The following is a 16,530-nucleotide window of genomic DNA, read 5'->3' as shown; positions in this document are numbered from 1 at the left end:
CTCACCTTAGAGATAAATCGCTTGGTTAAAGCCAGATGAGTCGCCTTCGCCAAGCCCCATCACTTCATCCAAACTCACCACACCTTGCAGCGCCAGTTCCATCGCGGAGGCAAGCAGCGGCTTGTAGGTTTTTGACTGCCTTGCTACTTGAGCAAAGCCAACCGCGTCATTGGCGCGCAGTTTGTCCATCATATCTAGCTCAAGTTCGAGCATTTCAAACACACCGATACGACCACGATAACCAGTCAGGTTGCAGTTTTGACAACCACGACCACGCACAAACGTCGCCTCTGCTTGATTCGGAAAACGCTGAGCCAGCCATAACTTGCGGCTCTCATCGGGCGTCTCTTCTGTTTTGCAGTCTGGGCACACCTTACGCACTAGACGCTGCGCGACCACGGCTCGCACTGAGCTGGCAACCAAGTAGCCCGGCGCGCCCATATCCATCATGCGCAGCGCACTATCAATGGCATCATTGGTGTGCAACGTGCTGAGTACCAAGTGACCCGTCAATGCAGCGCGCAGGCCTATTTCCACCGTCTCTTGGTCACGCATCTCACCAATCAAAATGATGTCTGGGTCTTGACGAAGGAAGGTACGCAACACCGTTGAGAAGTCTAAATCTATCTTCGGGTTAACTTGAACTTGGTTAACCCGTGGCAAGCGGTATTCCACCGGGTCTTCGGCGGTGATGATCTTTTTCGCGGGGCTATTGAGTTCGCTAAGCGCGCCGTACAAGGTAGTGGTTTTACCGGAACCGGTTGGACCGGTCACCAAAATCATGCCATGTGGGCGTTTAAGCTGGCGGCGCAAGCGAACCAAGAGATCGTCTGGCATGCCTGACGCTTCAAGCTTTTGAATACCGGAGGATTGGTTAAGCAAACGCATCACCACCGATTCACCATGCTGAACCGGCATGGTCGACATACGAATATCGACCGATTGCCCCTTGGCGCGAATATTAAAACGGCCATCTTGCGGCAAGCGCTTCTCTGAAATATCAAGGTTGGCCATCAGCTTTAAGCGCAGTACCAGAGCGGAAGCGATATTGACTTCATTAAGTAGCGTTTCATGCAGCACACCATCAATACGCTGACGTAAGCGCAGTACATTCGCATCGGGCTCAATGTGAATATCGGAAGCGCCGATTTGGATCGCATCTTCAAACAGCGAGTTGATCAGTTTAACGACTGTCACCTCTTCGCTGTCATCATCTTCAATGGTGTAATCGAACGCGTCTGTGACTTGGTGTTCAGCTTGAAGCTGCTCCGCAAAGGAGGCGATCTCTTTGGTGCGGCGATAGTAACGGTCAAAGCCATCCACCAACTGCTTCTCGGGGGCAATGACAAATTCGATGTTGTATTGCGACAGCTGCCCAAGCAGCGCTTCTTGGGCAAACAAGTCTGCCGGGTCGCTCATGGCAACGCGCAGGGTGTCGCCCTCTTGACCAATCACTAAGGCGCGCAGACGCCTTGCGTGCACCTCAGGCAACACTTGCACCGCATCGATATCAACGTTCGCGCGCGCCAAATCAATCAGCGGCACATTAAGCTGCTGCGATAAGAACGAGAGCATCTGCTGCTCAGTCAAAAAGCCCAGTTCAATCAGCGCAGCACCGAGCTTTCTGCCGGTCGATTTTTGCGCCGCCAGCGCTTGCTCAACTTGCTGCTCGGTAATGATCCCCTCTTCAACCAACAAGTCACCGAGACGTTTTCTGAGTTTAATTTTCACGGGTGGGCTCCTGTAGTTGAGCAATAATCGCGAGGCGATCGCGGGCAAACTGTTGAGATTGACTGGATAAGCCGAGATTCGATAGGGCTTGCTGATACGCTTGTTGCGCGCCGTCTAATTCAAACGCGCGCTCTTTGGCAATCGCCAAACCGAGCCACCAGCGCCCGCTGTCAGGTTCACGCTCGGTGAGCGCTTGATAGCTCTCTTTGGCGAGGGCGTTTTGCTGCTGCTTTTGTGCCAGCGCCGCGCGCAAAGAGAGATACTCCACCGAGGCTTGACGTGGCAGATACGTCACTGCGGTCAACGCCGCCGTGTTTTGCTGCTCTTTAATGAGCAATGTCGCCAGAGCGATGCGCAGCTCATTGCTCTCTTTGTCTAGGCTGATGCCCTTTTGCAGAATATCGACCGATTTACGCACTTCCCCCTTGCCATAGTAGAGCGCCGCAAGACGTTTTCGGATCTCAAACTCTTCCGGGGTGTAGTTCAGTGCTTGATGATAATGCTCAAGGGCCTCTTTTAAATTGTTACTCTCAAGCGCTTTTTGCCCACGCGCCTGCGCTTTCTCAGCCAATTGTGCAGGCGTCAGTTCAACGTGCTCCACCACCATGCTGCCGCTCGATTCATTTCCCTTCGAGACCGTGCTATTCGAAACAATGCTATTCGAAACAGTGCCACCAACAGAAGCTGTATGCGACGTATTGGAAACACTCTCTTCTTGCACCTCGGTGGCGCTTATCGGCGTTGCTACTTTGGCGACCAGCACAGGTTTCTCCACCGCGGGCTTATCGACCACTATGGGGGAAGACGCTCTAGATGGCGAAGAGACATGCTGAGTCGATGGTGCCGATTTTTTCTCAGGCGCAACGTAGACGGCTTGAGCACTTGAGGTGAGTTTCGCTGTTGGTGAAGGTACTAGAGTCGCGTCAGACAGGGGGGCGTTCTGCTTTTGTGTCATTTGGTTGATTGCTGTCTCTTGCTGAGAGAGCGCAAAACCACCGACTGCCAGACTTAAGAAAAAGCTCCCCACCACCCAAGGTAGGACACGCACTTGTTTAACGGGCGCAACGACGGCACGTTGCATCGTCTCGTTGGCGCCGGATTTTTTATCCGTCAATTGGGTGAGAGCATTATTGATAGCACTCATGGTTTAACTCCACCCCCACAACAGTGGGTGTTTAAATTTGGGTTTAACGGTATCGAACGTATCATGAATAGCGTCAAACAAGTCTTGATTCGTTAACTGATGCGCCCCTTTGCTAAAGGCCGACACCAACGCTTTGTGGCACACTTGGTTGATCAATCTCGGATAACCTTGGCTCGCGCGCCATACGGCCTTTTTATGCGCCAGAGACATCAGACTCGCCGGTGCTGACGCGCGCGTTAAGCGGTTATCGATGTACGCGACCGTTTCGTCTAAATTGAGCGCTCTCAACTTAGCATTAAAGGTGATGCGCTGACGAAACTGACGCAAATGATGCTGCGAGAGGCGCTCATCCAACTCTGGCTGACCCACCAACACGATTTGCAGAAGTTTGCTTTGCTCGGTTTCCAAATTACCAAACAGTCGCAACACTTCCAGTGCATCATCGCTGAGCGCTTGCGCTTCATCGACCAACACCACCACTTTTTTCTCTTGCTGGGCCAGCTCAATCAGCTTGTTGTGGATATCATCGACCACACTCAGCTCATTTTGCGATGACACGCCCAGCTCTTTGGCTATCGCAAAGCGCAGCTTATCGCCGCTCAATGCGGGGTTGGGCAAAAATACCAATTGCACTTGATCGAGAAAGTGACGCGTCATCATCCGACACACCATGGTTTTCCCTGTGCCTACTTCTCCGGTCACTTTGATCACGCCCTCACCCATGCTGAGCGCGGCATTCACGGTTTGAATCGCTTCATAGTGCGGTGCCAAGCCCAAAAACATCTCAGTATTAGGCGTGAGATGAAACGGCTGCTGAGAAAAACCAAAGTGCTCTAAATACATGACCTAGTTATCGTCAGGGAACCACTCAAGCAAGAGATCACGCGAGCGCTCAAGCTCTTTCTGCCAAGTATTGACCCCGACCACCGTCGGTTTAAGCAAAATCACTAGCTCGGTTTTCTGGGTAATTTGGCTGGTGTTTCTAAATAGGTGCCCGAGCGCTGGAATATCACCTAAAAATGGGACTTTCGAGGTTTGATCTAGGGTATTGGATTTCATCAATCCGCCAATAACCACTACGTCACCATCTTGGGCGCGAATCACCGAATCTGACTCTCGAATGGAACTAGTGGCAAGAGGTAATGTGAGGCTATTGCTGCCGTAGGTTATCTCTTTAGTCTCCTCACTGACATCAATCACAGCAGGGTGGACATGGAGTAATACATTGCCTTGATCGTCAATTTGTGGCGTAACATCCAATGAAATACCTGAGAAGAAAGGCGTTAACTCAACATCCGTTGAAGTAGTTGTTGTAGAGCTACTCGAATCGGTATCTGTCGAAAAATCGGTGACGAAGTAACTATCAGTACCTACTTTAATGACCGCTTTCTGGTTATTTGATGCCGTTACTCGTGGGCTAGATAAGACATTCAAATCTCCCTGTGTAGCCATAAAGCTGATCACAGCATCAAAACTCCCGCTAGAAATCACCAAATTAGTCTGTCCCCCCAACAAGGTTCCAATGGCATCAAGTCCAGGTAAAGTTGAGACACTTCCATCCCCACTAATACTCCCTTGACCTAAACTAAAATCGGTGCCGTTGGATGAAAACGCCTTCGACCAATTGATCCCTTGTTGGTAGCCATCACTTAAGGTGACTTCCAAAATTTTGGCTTCCAAGATCACTTGGCGGTGCATGCGCTGCTGTGAGACGCCGATGAAATTACGCACTTCTCGAATTTCGTCAGGATACGCGCGCACGGTAATCACACTGGCTTGCGGCGTGACAACCACACTTTGGCCGCGATCATTACCGATCAGCTGTGAGACGGCGGTTTGCAGCTGTGGCCAGAAATCGCTTTCACTGGTGGTTTCAATTTCCGTTCCACCTTTAGTTGAACTTGCCGAACGAGTCGACGAGGAGCTCGAACTGGAGGAGCTGCTCGATGAGTTGGTGTCTGTATTGGTAATGGTTCCCGTCGTGATCGAGGTCAACGAGCGCCCTGAACGCGTAAACTGCAAGTAATCGACAGGAATGGTCACGGTTCGAAGCCCCGCAGGGTAAACCTGAATCACATTGCCCGATTTGCTGATCTCATAGCCGTAGAGATCGCGCACCACCGCCAGCACTTCATCCATAGTAACATCGGTCAAATTCAGGGTGATATTACCTGCAACACTTGGATGGATGGCGGCACTAAATTCTGTCCCTACCACCAAACTGGTGAAAAACGCTTTCGCATCAACACCGTCCGCTTTAACGCGAAAACGCTTTAAGGTTTTGGCGCGATTGGCTCCGCTGTCACTCAGTTCAGGCATCAAGTCTGCACTCACTTCCGGAGGCAAATCGGTCAAAGCGCGACTGTTTGATTCATTGATGGATTCATTCAAGGCCGCTTTGACTTCAACCGGATCGCGATGGCCCATCGAGCAGCCCACCAGAGATGTTATTGTTATTGCTATGGCAAGTTTACGCATATCCTTCCACTGACCTTATTGCTTAATATCTAGTGTGAACATCGACAGTGTCCACTGCTGATTCCCGCGAGCAAGCACCACTTGTTCTGGCTCGATACGGCTGACTCGATACCCGTTCACGGTATCTCCACGCTGCGCCACTTTCCCGCTTAATACCGCCTGACATGGGCTCATTTCATGGCAGACAATACTTTGCACTTTGGGCAACGGTGGGCGTTTCGGTTTGGTGGCCACCGCCACCTCTGCCGGTTTCACCCAGCCAAGGGGCGCGGTAGGATCATCGGATGCCTGTGAGGGCAACGCGATGCCAACAAATGCCGCGATGGCGGCCAAAACAAGCTGCTTAACCACCAATAAACTCCTGCCTTGTCCCTAGGGTGTAAACTTCCATTACCAAACGCGCGGTTGGGTAACTTTCGACCGAATAGTGAAAGCGTCGCCAATAGTACTTGCTTGGCATGGACTCCAATGTCTCGAGATAGGTGACGATAGAGAAAAAGTCGCCAGTGAGCTCAATTTGCACAGGGTGAAGATAGTAGCCTGATTCACCTTGATTGCCCTTACGCATAATCGGCTCCGCTTTGAGCGACTGCAAAGAGACCAATCGCAGACCTTTGCTGCTGGCTAACACGCTTTCAAGCATTTGCGCCATTTGGTTTGGGGTTAGCAATCCCTCAATGGTTTTCGCCAACTCCTCTGACAGCGCCTGACTTTCGATAGACAAACGCTCAAACTCTTGATCGATCGCTTGGTTAGGATCCTGTTTGAGCTTCGCCGTCATGAGCAGCACTTCCCCTTCGAGGCGCTGCGCGTTGGCTTTACTGGTCATCACTTGACGATTCAGTTGCTCGTTGGCCTTGATCGTGGGTTCTATCAACAAGACAAACATCACCATGACGATCAACACCACGCCACACAAAGTGATCAGCCACTTTTCTCTTGCGCTGAGCTTGGCAAACTTATCGTTCCATTGAATCCATACCTTAGCCACTATTTGGATTCTCCTTTTGTTTTCAGCTCAAACGTAATGATGTCTTGCTCATTACGGCCGATACTCAACTGCTCAAACGAACGCCCGACCAAATTGAGTTCGGATTTAAATTCGCTCACCCAGCTTGGAATCGCTGCAGCTTCTCTTGCCAAGCCCTTAAGATCGAGTGATGAGGATGAGATAGCGATCGAGTCGAGTGAGATATCGTCTCTGGCTAATTCGGATAGCGAACGCATCACCCCGGAGTAACCCACTTGGGCAGACTGATCAAATTGACGGACCGCATGGAGTGAGTCTCGCGTCGCGGCAATTTCTTGCTTCAGCCGCTCCACCGCCGCCACTTTGGCAGCATCAGGTTTGTGCTTGGCGAGCTTTTCTGTCAGCGCTTTTGCTTCGGCGTCCAAACTGCTCTCTTGTTGTTTCCACTGCGCCAGTTCTTTACCGAGTTGGCCTTGCTGCATGGCCTCATAACCGTAGAGCAACACACAAACCACCAGTAACGCCGCCCACACGATAGCGACATTGGTTAAGGTAAAGCGCTGTTGTTTCGGTTTGAGGCTGTCAGGGAAGAGGTTAACCGTAGTGACCGTTTGCTGCGCAGCACGCAGCAGCACATGGGCCGACTCCACCGACTCATCATTGAGTGGCGCGACTTTAACGCTCAGGCGCTCAGAGAGTGCATCGGCGATCTCTTGCTGATCCTCTTCATCACAACACACTTTCATCTGATGCAAAGAGAGCGAGCGCATCTGTGAAGAGAGGTAATCGACCGAACGTTGTAATTCCAGAGCGATGCTATCTAGCTGCAATAAACTGCTGGCCACCCCAGTCAAAGGCGGTGTGATACCGCGAATGGTGCGCTGAAACACGCTGTGCCCATCAACGAATGCACTGATCTTAAATTGTCCTTGCTTGGCACGTTGCAGTAAGAGAAATTGCGTTAGTTCACCTGCGCTGTGCGCCCACAACTCATCTTCCACGGCCACAGCATTGAGCGTTAACCCTAGCGATTTGAGTGATTGATAGAGTCCGAGCACCATTTTCTTCTGCGTGACATACACTTGCAGCTTGCTGCTGGTTGGCATCGGTGTGGAGTCCACCAACACATCGGTCACTTTTTCAGAAATCAGATCTTTAATCAAAAACGGTAGGGCGGCGCTGAGCTCCTCTTCAGGCACTTTCGGTTTTTCTATCTGGTAGGTTTGGTACAAGCCAGAGTGAAGCACGATATTGACCGCCCCTTGAGACACCTTATGTTGTTTAAGTGCATTAAGGAGTATCTCTTGCCAATTTTGGCTATCACAAGCGAGCTCAACGACTTGCTCCGCATGCTCGGGCAGCGACAAATGCAGCGCACTAGGCTGCACCACCACCGACAAACTGGGCGCGCTTTTTGATTTTGGTTTGAAGTGACCAATCAGTGATTTAATGTCCATTTAGCTGCTTGTTTTCCGCCAACGATTTCTACGACCTACTTGCACTTTGGGTGGAGCTGAGATGGACTGAGTCGCCGATCTTTCCGGAATAAGCTGACGCTCTTCCTCAAAATACCGCCCCTGTACACCCTCGACGCCAAGAGAAAGTAAGGTTCTAAATTCTAATTTGTTATCTACCCCAACGGCGATGACTTGCGTTTCCTTATCCGCACACGCACCAAGCATACTACGGATATAAAGCTGATTTTCATGCCGTTGCTCGATCTGTTTAACCAAACCGCGATGCAGTTTTAAATAGGTGATAGAGAGATCTTTTAAGTAGTGTGTACTCACAATGGAGCGCCCAGCCTGACCGACCGTCACCCGACACCCTAAGCCAGACATCACTTTGATCACTGGGCGCATATAATCTAAATGCTTAACCAGACGAGCTTCAGAGAACTCAAACATCAACTGGCCGCGCTGAGCTATGGTCAATTGTAACAGCTCATCTCGAAACCACTTGTAGTACTCTCGCTCCGCGAACGGCGTTACATCAAGGTTAAGCGAATAACATACTGAAGAATGCTGAGATTTTATTCTCTTTATCACCAACGTCAACATGGATTTGTCTAAAGTGGCGCCATAACCCACTGACTCTACGGCAGAAATAAAACGCGACGCTTTAAGTACCCCTTTTTCGGGATCATTAATGCGCGCGAACAGTTCAAAATGATCGAGCTGGGTCTCTTGCTTCTCCGTCAGCAAATAACAAGGCTGTGCAAACACCAGCAGCTTATCGGGTGCCAATGCCATATCGAGTAAGGTTCGCCAACGAACGCTACCTCGGTCTTCTTCAGGAGAGGTATGTTTGTTGAATCGACTCCAAGTATTATTGCCTTGCAGCTGAGCACTTTTCAGCGCGGTTTCCGCCTCGTCGATGATTCTGCCCTGACTTTCTCCCTCGTGATACATACTCACGCCAATATGAACCCAGTTGTCTTTATCAAGCGGGTTGGGCGGGGTTAATTTCGCCAATTGTTTGAGCGCGGCACTCGCCAAATTCGCCACTTCTTTATTCGACAAATGCGGGGCAAAAATCGCGAAGTCTGACTGGTAGTAGCGCGACAAAATCAGATCAGGATAGCGTTGAATCACATTGTTCAGCCCCTCACCGACCTCGATAAGAAAGTCATTCGCGAGCTTCTCACCGTACTCTTCTCGAATCAGCGCCCAATCATCCACTCTGAGCAGAAAAATGCCACCTCTTGAGCCACTTTCAGATAATGCTGACTCCAATTTGCTATCAAAGAGGACACGATTTGCCGTTCCGGTTAGCTGATCAAGAAACGTCTGGGTGCGAATAAAGGCATCAAATCGACTGCGTTCTTGACGCGCATCTTGCAGCTCTTCAATCAAGGTATCGAGCGCCTGACTGGCGGTGTAAGGCCACTCTGTTGGGTCACCTTTCGCGTACTCTTCCACTCGCCCCGCCAAAATCATCCGCCCGCGCTCCTCAAGCCGCTCGCTGCCCGAAAGTTGCTCTTTCAGCCATTTCACCCCTTGCATCAAACAGAAAATAACCAAACCAATCGCCATGGTGATTGACCACATGGCTTGCAGCGAGTAGCCATAGCCAATATAAGGAGGCACCGCTTTAAAATCGATCTGATACCCGACATTGCGCTCGAGCGGATACGATTGCTGATATAAAAGTGCGGGTTCGACTTTGGACGACGTGTCTTTGAAACGGTAAATCACTCCGTACGAGGAGGAGAGTTCCATTTCGACGACATTCGACGCTTGGAGCATTTTAGGCATCCAGCGTTGGAGAGAGTAGGCAGCGTCAGGGTCTTCCATCTCCTTGTCCACGACCTCAACGATTCCCTGCAAGGATTGATCGAGATACTGCTGACCTAGACTGCGAAACGAGAGCGTACCACCGAGAAATAGAATGAACATCGCAATGATCACTATCATGGTGACAAAAGCGACTAAGCGAGTGCTCAATTTTAAGGTAGGGGTGTACCTCATGCGTTCGGAGTTCCTTTCCTAACAGTGAGCATCGATCCCGACCGACAAGGCTCGATGACCATCAATTACAGCAAGTAATAGCTTGATTTTAGTCACTATACAAAAAAGCCGCGACATTCGCGGCTTTTTTCTAAAACTAATGACTTAGAACGGGATGTCGTCATCAAAATCCATCGGTGGCTCATTGTACTGAGGTTTTGGCTGTTGGGCTTGTTGCGGCTGAGCGTATTGCTGAGAAGGCTGGCTCGCTTGCTGTGCCGGTTGTTGCGGCTGACCCCAACCTTGCTGCTGTGGCTGGCCCATACCTTGACCTGGCGCACCGCCTTGAGCACGGCCACCTAGCATCTGCATCACGCCATTGTAGCCTTGTACAACCACTTCCGTCGTGTAACGGTCTTGACCACTTTGATCTTGCCATTTACGTGTTTGCAGTTGACCTTCAATATAGACTTGAGAGCCTTTACGCAGGTACTCACCTGCGACTTCTGCCAACTTACCAAACAGTGCCACGCGGTGCCATTCCGTTTTTTCGCGCTGCTCACCGGTTGCCTTATCACGCCAGCTTTCAGACGTTGCAATTGTGATGTTTGCCACTGCGCCACCGCTAGGCATGTAACGTACTTCCGGGTCACCGCCCAGGTTACCGACTAAAATTACTTTGTTTACTCCGCGGGTCGCCATGATTCGCTCCGTCCAAATTTGAGTGTTGATACCTAAATAGCGCATTAGAATAACACGCTTTGACGCGCTGATAAATTTCTATCCCAAGATTCTCTTCTCAGCTTCTCTTCACAAGAATCCTTCATCAAGAATTCCTTATCAAGATGGACACACTGCGAGCCCGAGCCAATCCCACGCCGATATTCTTTCGAGCAAACTCACGTCAGATTGCTGCTGAGCTATCCATCGATTACTTTTGCGCTTGAAGCGAGACGCAAAGCGACGGTCTTAAATCGCACTTGATGCGGTTTTGTACCACGCTAACGACTCGATTCACCGACTCATAGGTCTGCCATGCCCAAATCGTCTTACGCTCGTACTCTGCATTTTATCTGTAATAACAAAAACGACTCGCACCCGCACGTCGATGATATCCAGCGGGCGCTGCGAATCACCATCCATCGTATGGAGCCATCAGAGCTGATGCTGGCGCTGCAACAAGAACGCCATCGGATTCTGATATTTGACTACCAATTTGTGCATCAACAACAAGCGCAAATCGAAGCACTACCGCTTTTGAACAAACACTTTGAAGTGATTTTGATTAACTTGTATCAGCGCCTTTCCACCGATGAATTATTAACCTTTGGACATCTCAAGGGTCTGTTTTACTGCGACGACTCCCCAGAGGTGATCGCCAAAGGCTGCGCGGCAATCATTAATGGTGAAAATTGGTTACCTCGCAAAGTCACTGCACAATTGCTCTATCACTATCGCACGGTGATGAGCAGCCAAACGGCGACAGTGGTGCTCGACATCACCATGCGCGAGCTAGAAATTCTGCGCTGCCTTAAGAGTGGTGCGTCCAATGCACAGATCGCCGAGGACCTGTTCATCAGCGAATTCACGGTAAAATCGCACCTCTATCAAGCCTACAAAAAACTCAAGGTGCGAAATCGAGTCCAAGCGATGGAGTGGGCCAAAGCCAATCTCTGATAACGCTCTCGTTTATACAAACACAAATGAGCTCACACCCGCACATTTTAAGGCCGACAAGGAACGCTTTCATTCGCCATTTCCCACAGTCATGGTAAGGTATCGGCCATCAATCACATCGCAAAGTGTGATTACGTCGTTCACGTCAGTTTTTACGGCGCTCACTGGGTTAAAAAATTAAAAAAGGGTATTACTCATGATTAAAAAGTGCCTCTTCCCCGCGGCGGGCTATGGGACGCGTTTTCTTCCTGCCACCAAATCCATGCCAAAAGAGATGATGCCAGTGGTGAACAAGCCACTGATCGAATACGGTGTGGAAGAAGCGATTCAGGCCGGCATGAATGGCATGTGCATCGTGACAGGCCGTGGCAAGCATTCCATCATGGATCACTTTGATAAGAACTATGAGCTTGAGCACCAAATCAGCGGCACCAACAAAGAAGAGTTGCTGGTCGATATTCGTGACATCATCGACAGTGCTAACTTCACCTACATTCGCCAGCGTGAAATGAAAGGCCTTGGCCACGCGATCCTCACCGGGCGTGAACTGGTTGGCGATGAGCCGTTCGCTGTTGTCCTCGCGGATGACTTGTGTGTCAATGAGCAAGAAGGCGTACTGGCACAAATGGTCGCGCTATTTAAGCAGTTCCGCTGCTCAATTGTTGCTGTACAGGAAGTGCCAGAAGATGAAACCCACAAATACGGCGTTATCTCTGGTGAAATGATCAAAGACGACATTTTCCGCGTTGACGACATGGTAGAGAAGCCAGAGAAAGGTACAGCGCCAAGCAACCTTGCCATCATCGGCCGCTATATTCTCACTCCAGACATCTTTGAGTTGATCGAAAATACGGAGCCAGGTAAAGGTGGCGAAATCCAAATCACCGACGCGCTGCTCAAACAAGCCAAAGCAGGCTGCGTACTGGCTTACAAATTCAAAGGCAAACGCTTTGACTGCGGCAGCGTCGAAGGTTACATCGAGGCCACCAACTACTGCTTCGAAAACCTCTACCTCAAAGACACCAAAACCTCTGAGCTAGGTAAACAAGCCACAACCAAAGAGAGCTAATCTCTCTAGATTCAGTGCGAGTAGGCCTCCCCTACTCGCCCTTTTTTTCCCTCCCTACCATAAACTCAAAACTAGGCACTAGAAACTAGGAACTAGGAACTAGGAACTAGGAACTAGGAACTAGGAACTAGCACCTCCAAACACTGTTCTTCCATCCAGTATTTTATTTGCACATTGCTCACACTGTGTAATACTTGTGCCACTATTTTTTGCCCTGAGTGATAACAATGGATCAGATAGAAGTCCGCGGTGCGCGCACCCATAACTTAAAAAATATCAACCTCACCATCCCACGCGATAAGCTGATTGTCATCACTGGCCTATCCGGTTCAGGTAAATCCTCTCTGGCGTTCGATACGCTCTATGCCGAAGGGCAACGACGCTACGTGGAATCACTCTCGGCGTACGCACGTCAATTTTTGTCCTTGATGGAAAAGCCCGACGTCGACCACATTGAAGGTCTCTCTCCTGCCATTTCCATTGAGCAGAAGTCCACCTCACACAACCCTCGTTCAACCGTCGGCACCATCACTGAGGTCTACGATTACTTGCGTCTGCTCTACGCACGTGTAGGTGAGCCGCGCTGTCCTGATCATCATGTTCCACTCGCCGCGCAAACCATCTCACAGATGGTCGATAAAGTGTTGGCGATGCCAGAAGGGACAAAACTGATGCTGCTGGCGCCGATTGTCAAAGAGCGTAAGGGCGAGCACGTCAAAACGCTGGAAACCTTGGCAGCGCAAGGCTTTATCCGCGCCCGTATTGATGGGGAAACCTGCGATTTATCCGATCCACCAACGCTAGAACTGCACAAGAAACACACCATCGAGGTTGTGGTCGATCGCTTTAAAGTGAGAGCCGACTTGCAGCAGCGCTTAGCCGAATCGTTTGAAACCACCCTAGAGCTGTCGGGCGGGATTGCAGTGGTCGCGCCGATGGAGGGCAACGACGAGGAGATCGTGTTCTCTGCTAACTTTGCTTGTCCCCATTGTGGCTACAGCATGCAAGAGCTTGAACCGCGCTTGTTCTCGTTCAACAACCCAGCCGGCGCCTGTCATACCTGTGATGGCCTTGGCGTTCAGCAATACTTTGACCCTGCACGCGTGATTTTGGATGAGTCACTCAGTTTAGCAGAGGGTGCTATCCGCGGTTGGGATCAGAAAAACTACTACTATTTCCAAATGCTGACGTCGCTCGCCAACCATTATCAGTTTGACCTGAACGCACCCTTTAAGTCTCTGCCAAAGAAAATTCGCGATGTGATTCTCACCGGCTCTGGCAGAACGGAAGTGGAGTTTAACTACATCAATGATCGCGGGGATATTCGCGTTAAACGTCATCCGTTTGAAGGCATTCTCAATACCTTGGAGCGCCGCTATCGCGATACTGAATCTAACTCGGTACGCGAAGATTTGGCCAAGTACATTTCAACCAAAACCTGTAGCAGCTGTGACGGTAGCCGACTGCGCCTTGAAGCGCGCAATGTGTTCATTGGCGATACGACGCTGCCGGAAATTGTCGAACTCAGTATTGCCGATGCACTGACCTTCTTCCATGAATTGACTCTGGAAGGTCAGCGCGCACAAATTGCCGAGAAAGTGATGAAAGAGATCAACGACCGCTTGCAGTTTTTGGTCAATGTCGGTCTCAACTACCTCAACCTATCCCGCAGCGCCGAGACACTCTCCGGTGGTGAAGCGCAACGGATCCGCCTTGCCAGTCAAATTGGTGCCGGTTTAGTTGGCGTGATGTATGTACTGGATGAGCCTTCGATTGGTCTTCATCAGCGTGATAACGAGCGCCTGCTCAAGACGTTGACTCACCTGCGCGATCTTGGCAACACCGTGCTCGTCGTGGAGCACGATGAAGACGCCATCCGTATGGCGGATCACGTGATTGATATCGGTCCGGGCGCGGGCGTTCATGGCGGCAATGTAGTGGCAGAAGGCACCATGGAAGAGATCATTGCCAATCCGAACTCTCTCACGGGCCAATACCTCAGCGGTCAAAAGCAGATCCGAGTTCCAACGGAGCGCACGCCTAAGGATCCGAAAAAAGTCGTGCAGCTCATTGGCGCGACGGGCAACAACCTCAAAGATGTCACGCTGGAGATCCCTGTTGGGCTGTTTAGTTGCATCACCGGGGTGTCTGGCTCAGGCAAATCGACCTTAATCAACGATACGTTCTTTAAAATTGCCCACACCGAGCTCAATGGTGCGACGACCGCCACACCCGCGCCGTATAAAACCATCAAAGGGCTACAACATTTTGACAAGGTGATCGACATCGATCAAAGCCCGATTGGTCGCACTCCGCGCTCAAATCCAGCGACCTACACCGGTATTTTTACACCCATTCGTGAGCTGTTTGCTGGCACACAGGAGTCACGCTCTCGTGGTTACAAACCGGGCCGGTTCAGTTTCAACGTGCGCGGCGGGCGTTGTGAAGCTTGCCAAGGTGATGGTGTGATCAAGGTGGAAATGCACTTCTTGCCAGATGTGTATGTCCCTTGTGACGTCTGTAAAGGCAAACGCTACAACCGCGAAACCTTAGAAGTGCGCTACAAAGGCAAAACCATTGACGAAGTGTTAGAGATGACGGTCGAAGACGCACGAACCTTCTTCGATCCAGTTCCTGTGATTGCTCGCAAGTTGCAAACCTTGATGGATGTGGGCTTGTCTTACATTCGCCTAGGTCAAGCGGCCACGACCCTCTCCGGGGGGGAAGCGCAGCGCGTTAAATTGGCGCGTGAGCTCTCTAAGCGCGATACCGGCAAAACACTTTACATTCTCGATGAGCCGACCACAGGTTTGCACTTCCACGATATCGAGCAGCTGTTGGCCGTGTTGCACCGCCTGCGTGATCACGGCAATACCGTTGTGGTGATTGAGCACAACCTCGATGTGATTAAAACTGCAGACTGGATCGTCGATTTGGGGCCAGAAGGGGGGCAAGGCGGCGGTGAAATTATTGCAAGCGGAACACCGGAAGATGTGGCCTTAGTCGAAGGCTCACACACAGCGCGCTTCCTTAAGCCTATGTTAAAGTAAGCAATAGTAGTAAAAGTGAATAAAAAAATAGTAAAGTAAACGGGCTGGCGTGCTTCTTAGTGCCAGCCCGTTTTATTTGCTGGAAAGGAACACTATGGCAACCACCCACGTGGCAGGCACGCAGCTTCAAGCACGCACACAAGCTCGCCCTCTAACGAAACCTTTCTTGGCTATGATTGGCCTAGTCTACCTTGTCGCGATGCATTTCTTCATGCCGAACCCAGGCGGTTCAGGCTTGGCCCTTGCCTTTAACCCACCCACTTGGCTGCTGAGCTCAGTCGCCATCGCTCTTGGGCTTTATCAAGTTGGGACACGTGGCCAAATTCGTTACAACAAATTGACCATAGGTCTGTTTCTTTGTTGTGTGATCATGACCGTGCCCGTGCTCTATCCGCACTCTGAGCTGTCGTTGTCGGTCGCGCGATTAAGCGGATTGTGGGCCGGTTTTTTGCTGTTTGCCGTGCTGCAACAATTTCGTTTTAGTAACCCTCAGCGTCAAAGGCTGTTGTGGTTTGTGGTTATCGCCGTGTTCATTGAGGCCTTGTTTGGCTGGGTACAGTACCTAGTACTCGAACCCGGCAATCCCTTTGGCTATAACACCGACGCCAATCGTCCTTACGGCATTTTTCAGCAACCAAACGTCATGGCGAGCTTCTTAGCCACAGGGCTTGCGCTGTCTGGCTATTTTCTGACCCGTCAACCCATTAAATATCAAAGAAAAGTCAGCCATGTGGCGCTACTCTATCTGGTACCGGCCATCGTGCTGCCCCTACTGGTAGTGCTCGCCTCTCGGACGGGTTGGCTCAGTGCGCTACTGGTCGTCGTGCTGCTGATCCCTTATTTGATGCGCTTTGCCACCAAAAAACGCACCGTCGGTTGGCTCGTCTCTGTGCTTATTGGCGTCACCATTGGCTTAGGGACCACGTTAATCGGTGAGAACAACACCCTAGCAGAGCGAAAGG

Annotated in this window: 13 protein-coding genes; 4 read left to right on the top strand and 9 right to left on the bottom strand. The window is 50.7% G+C overall.

Translation table 11 applies throughout. From position 1 onward, the window contains the following. Positions 1–6 precede the first annotated feature (6 nt). The 9 genes from mshE to AC6R1O_RS08320 form a co-directional block, all read right to left on the bottom strand. Positions 7–1,731: an MSHA fimbrial ATPase MshE gene (mshE, locus tag AC6R1O_RS08360; RefSeq protein ID WP_500633852.1), complete on the bottom strand. Its 1,725-nt coding sequence runs from the start codon at positions 1,729–1,731 to the stop codon at positions 7–9. Next, a complete protein-coding gene (locus AC6R1O_RS08355) occupies positions 1,721–2,875 on the bottom strand; it encodes a tetratricopeptide repeat protein (protein WP_500656834.1) in 1,155 nt (384 codons plus the stop codon). The genes mshE and AC6R1O_RS08355 overlap by 11 nt, the downstream gene beginning before the upstream one ends. 3 nt (positions 2,876–2,878) lie before the next feature. Continuing rightward, positions 2,879–3,718 (bottom strand): ExeA family protein, encoded by an 840-nt coding sequence (locus tag AC6R1O_RS08350; protein WP_500637883.1) that lies wholly within the window; start codon positions 3,716–3,718, stop codon positions 2,879–2,881. 3 nt (positions 3,719–3,721) lie between these two features. Beyond that, positions 3,722–5,353, bottom strand: a complete 1,632-nt coding sequence (gene mshL / locus AC6R1O_RS08345; protein WP_487901787.1) for a pilus (MSHA type) biogenesis protein MshL — start codon at positions 5,351–5,353, stop codon at positions 3,722–3,724. Between the two features lie 15 nt (positions 5,354–5,368). Next, positions 5,369–5,704: an MSHA biogenesis protein MshK gene (locus AC6R1O_RS08340; RefSeq protein ID WP_500656833.1), complete on the bottom strand. Its 336-nt coding sequence runs from the start codon at positions 5,702–5,704 to the stop codon at positions 5,369–5,371. Next, the gene (locus AC6R1O_RS08335; RefSeq protein WP_487901789.1) at positions 5,697–6,344 is read right to left on the bottom strand and encodes an MSHA biogenesis protein MshJ; all 648 of its coding nucleotides are present in this window, start codon (positions 6,342–6,344) and stop codon (positions 5,697–5,699) included. The genes AC6R1O_RS08340 and AC6R1O_RS08335 overlap by 8 nt, the downstream gene beginning before the upstream one ends. After that, positions 6,344–7,780 carry an MSHA biogenesis protein MshI gene (locus tag AC6R1O_RS08330; RefSeq protein WP_500656832.1) on the bottom strand — a complete coding sequence of 479 codons (1,437 nt, stop codon included), beginning with the start codon at positions 7,778–7,780 and terminating at the stop codon, positions 6,344–6,346. Before AC6R1O_RS08330 ends, AC6R1O_RS08335 begins: the two co-directional genes overlap by 1 nt. Beyond that, positions 7,781–9,793 (bottom strand): RNase E specificity factor CsrD, encoded by a 2,013-nt coding sequence (gene csrD / locus AC6R1O_RS08325; RefSeq protein WP_500656831.1) that lies wholly within the window; start codon positions 9,791–9,793, stop codon positions 7,781–7,783. A gap of 144 nt (positions 9,794–9,937) precedes the next feature. Further along, complete coding sequence (locus AC6R1O_RS08320) at positions 9,938–10,474, bottom strand: single-stranded DNA-binding protein (protein WP_334555025.1); 537 nt, start codon at positions 10,472–10,474, stop codon at positions 9,938–9,940. A gap of 333 nt (positions 10,475–10,807) precedes the next feature. Here AC6R1O_RS08320 and AC6R1O_RS08315 point away from each other — a divergent pair, with 333 nt between their 5' ends. From AC6R1O_RS08315 to AC6R1O_RS08300, 4 genes are all read left to right on the top strand, one after another. Next, a complete protein-coding gene (locus AC6R1O_RS08315; RefSeq protein ID WP_487901796.1) occupies positions 10,808–11,449 on the top strand; it encodes a LuxR C-terminal-related transcriptional regulator in 642 nt (213 codons plus the stop codon). 196 nt (positions 11,450–11,645) lie between these two features. Continuing rightward, complete coding sequence (galU, locus tag AC6R1O_RS08310; protein WP_500625660.1) at positions 11,646–12,518, top strand: UTP--glucose-1-phosphate uridylyltransferase GalU; 873 nt, start codon at positions 11,646–11,648, stop codon at positions 12,516–12,518. Between the two features lie 227 nt (positions 12,519–12,745). Further along, on the top strand, positions 12,746–15,568 hold the full coding sequence (gene uvrA, locus AC6R1O_RS08305; RefSeq protein ID WP_500628794.1) for an excinuclease ABC subunit UvrA: 2,823 nt from the start codon (positions 12,746–12,748) through the stop codon (positions 15,566–15,568). 94 nt (positions 15,569–15,662) lie between these two features. Next, positions 15,663–16,530, top strand: an 868-nt coding sequence (locus tag AC6R1O_RS08300; RefSeq protein WP_500656830.1) for a pilin glycosylation ligase domain-containing protein, incomplete at its 3' end; no start/stop codon positions are given.

The sequence above is a fragment of the Vibrio sp. R11-SG3-ISO3-SZ genome, from assembly GCF_059834345.1.
Note: the sequence above shows the minus strand (reverse complement) of the source record. Positions and strands in the feature narration are given on the sequence as shown.

Bases quoted from the DNA above. Each gene is read 5' to 3' on its own strand.
- galU (WP_500625660.1), top strand. From the start codon at position 11,646: ATGATTAAAAAGTGCCTCTTCCCCGCGGCGGGCTATGGGACGCGTTTT.
- AC6R1O_RS08320 (WP_334555025.1), bottom strand. From the start codon at position 10,474: ATGGCGACCCGCGGAGTAAACAAAGTAATTTTAGTCGGTAACCTGGGC.
- uvrA (WP_500628794.1), top strand. From the start codon at position 12,746: ATGGATCAGATAGAAGTCCGCGGTGCGCGCACCCATAACTTAAAAAAT.
- mshL (WP_487901787.1), bottom strand. From the start codon at position 5,353: ATGCGTAAACTTGCCATAGCAATAACAATAACATCTCTGGTGGGCTGC.
- csrD (WP_500656831.1), bottom strand. From the start codon at position 9,793: ATGAGGTACACCCCTACCTTAAAATTGAGCACTCGCTTAGTCGCTTTT.
- AC6R1O_RS08350 (WP_500637883.1), bottom strand. From the start codon at position 3,718: ATGTATTTAGAGCACTTTGGTTTTTCTCAGCAGCCGTTTCATCTCACG.
- AC6R1O_RS08330 (WP_500656832.1), bottom strand. From the start codon at position 7,780: ATGGACATTAAATCACTGATTGGTCACTTCAAACCAAAATCAAAAAGC.
- AC6R1O_RS08355 (WP_500656834.1), bottom strand. From the start codon at position 2,875: ATGAGTGCTATCAATAATGCTCTCACCCAATTGACGGATAAAAAATCC.
- AC6R1O_RS08315 (WP_487901796.1), top strand. From the start codon at position 10,808: ATGCCCAAATCGTCTTACGCTCGTACTCTGCATTTTATCTGTAATAAC.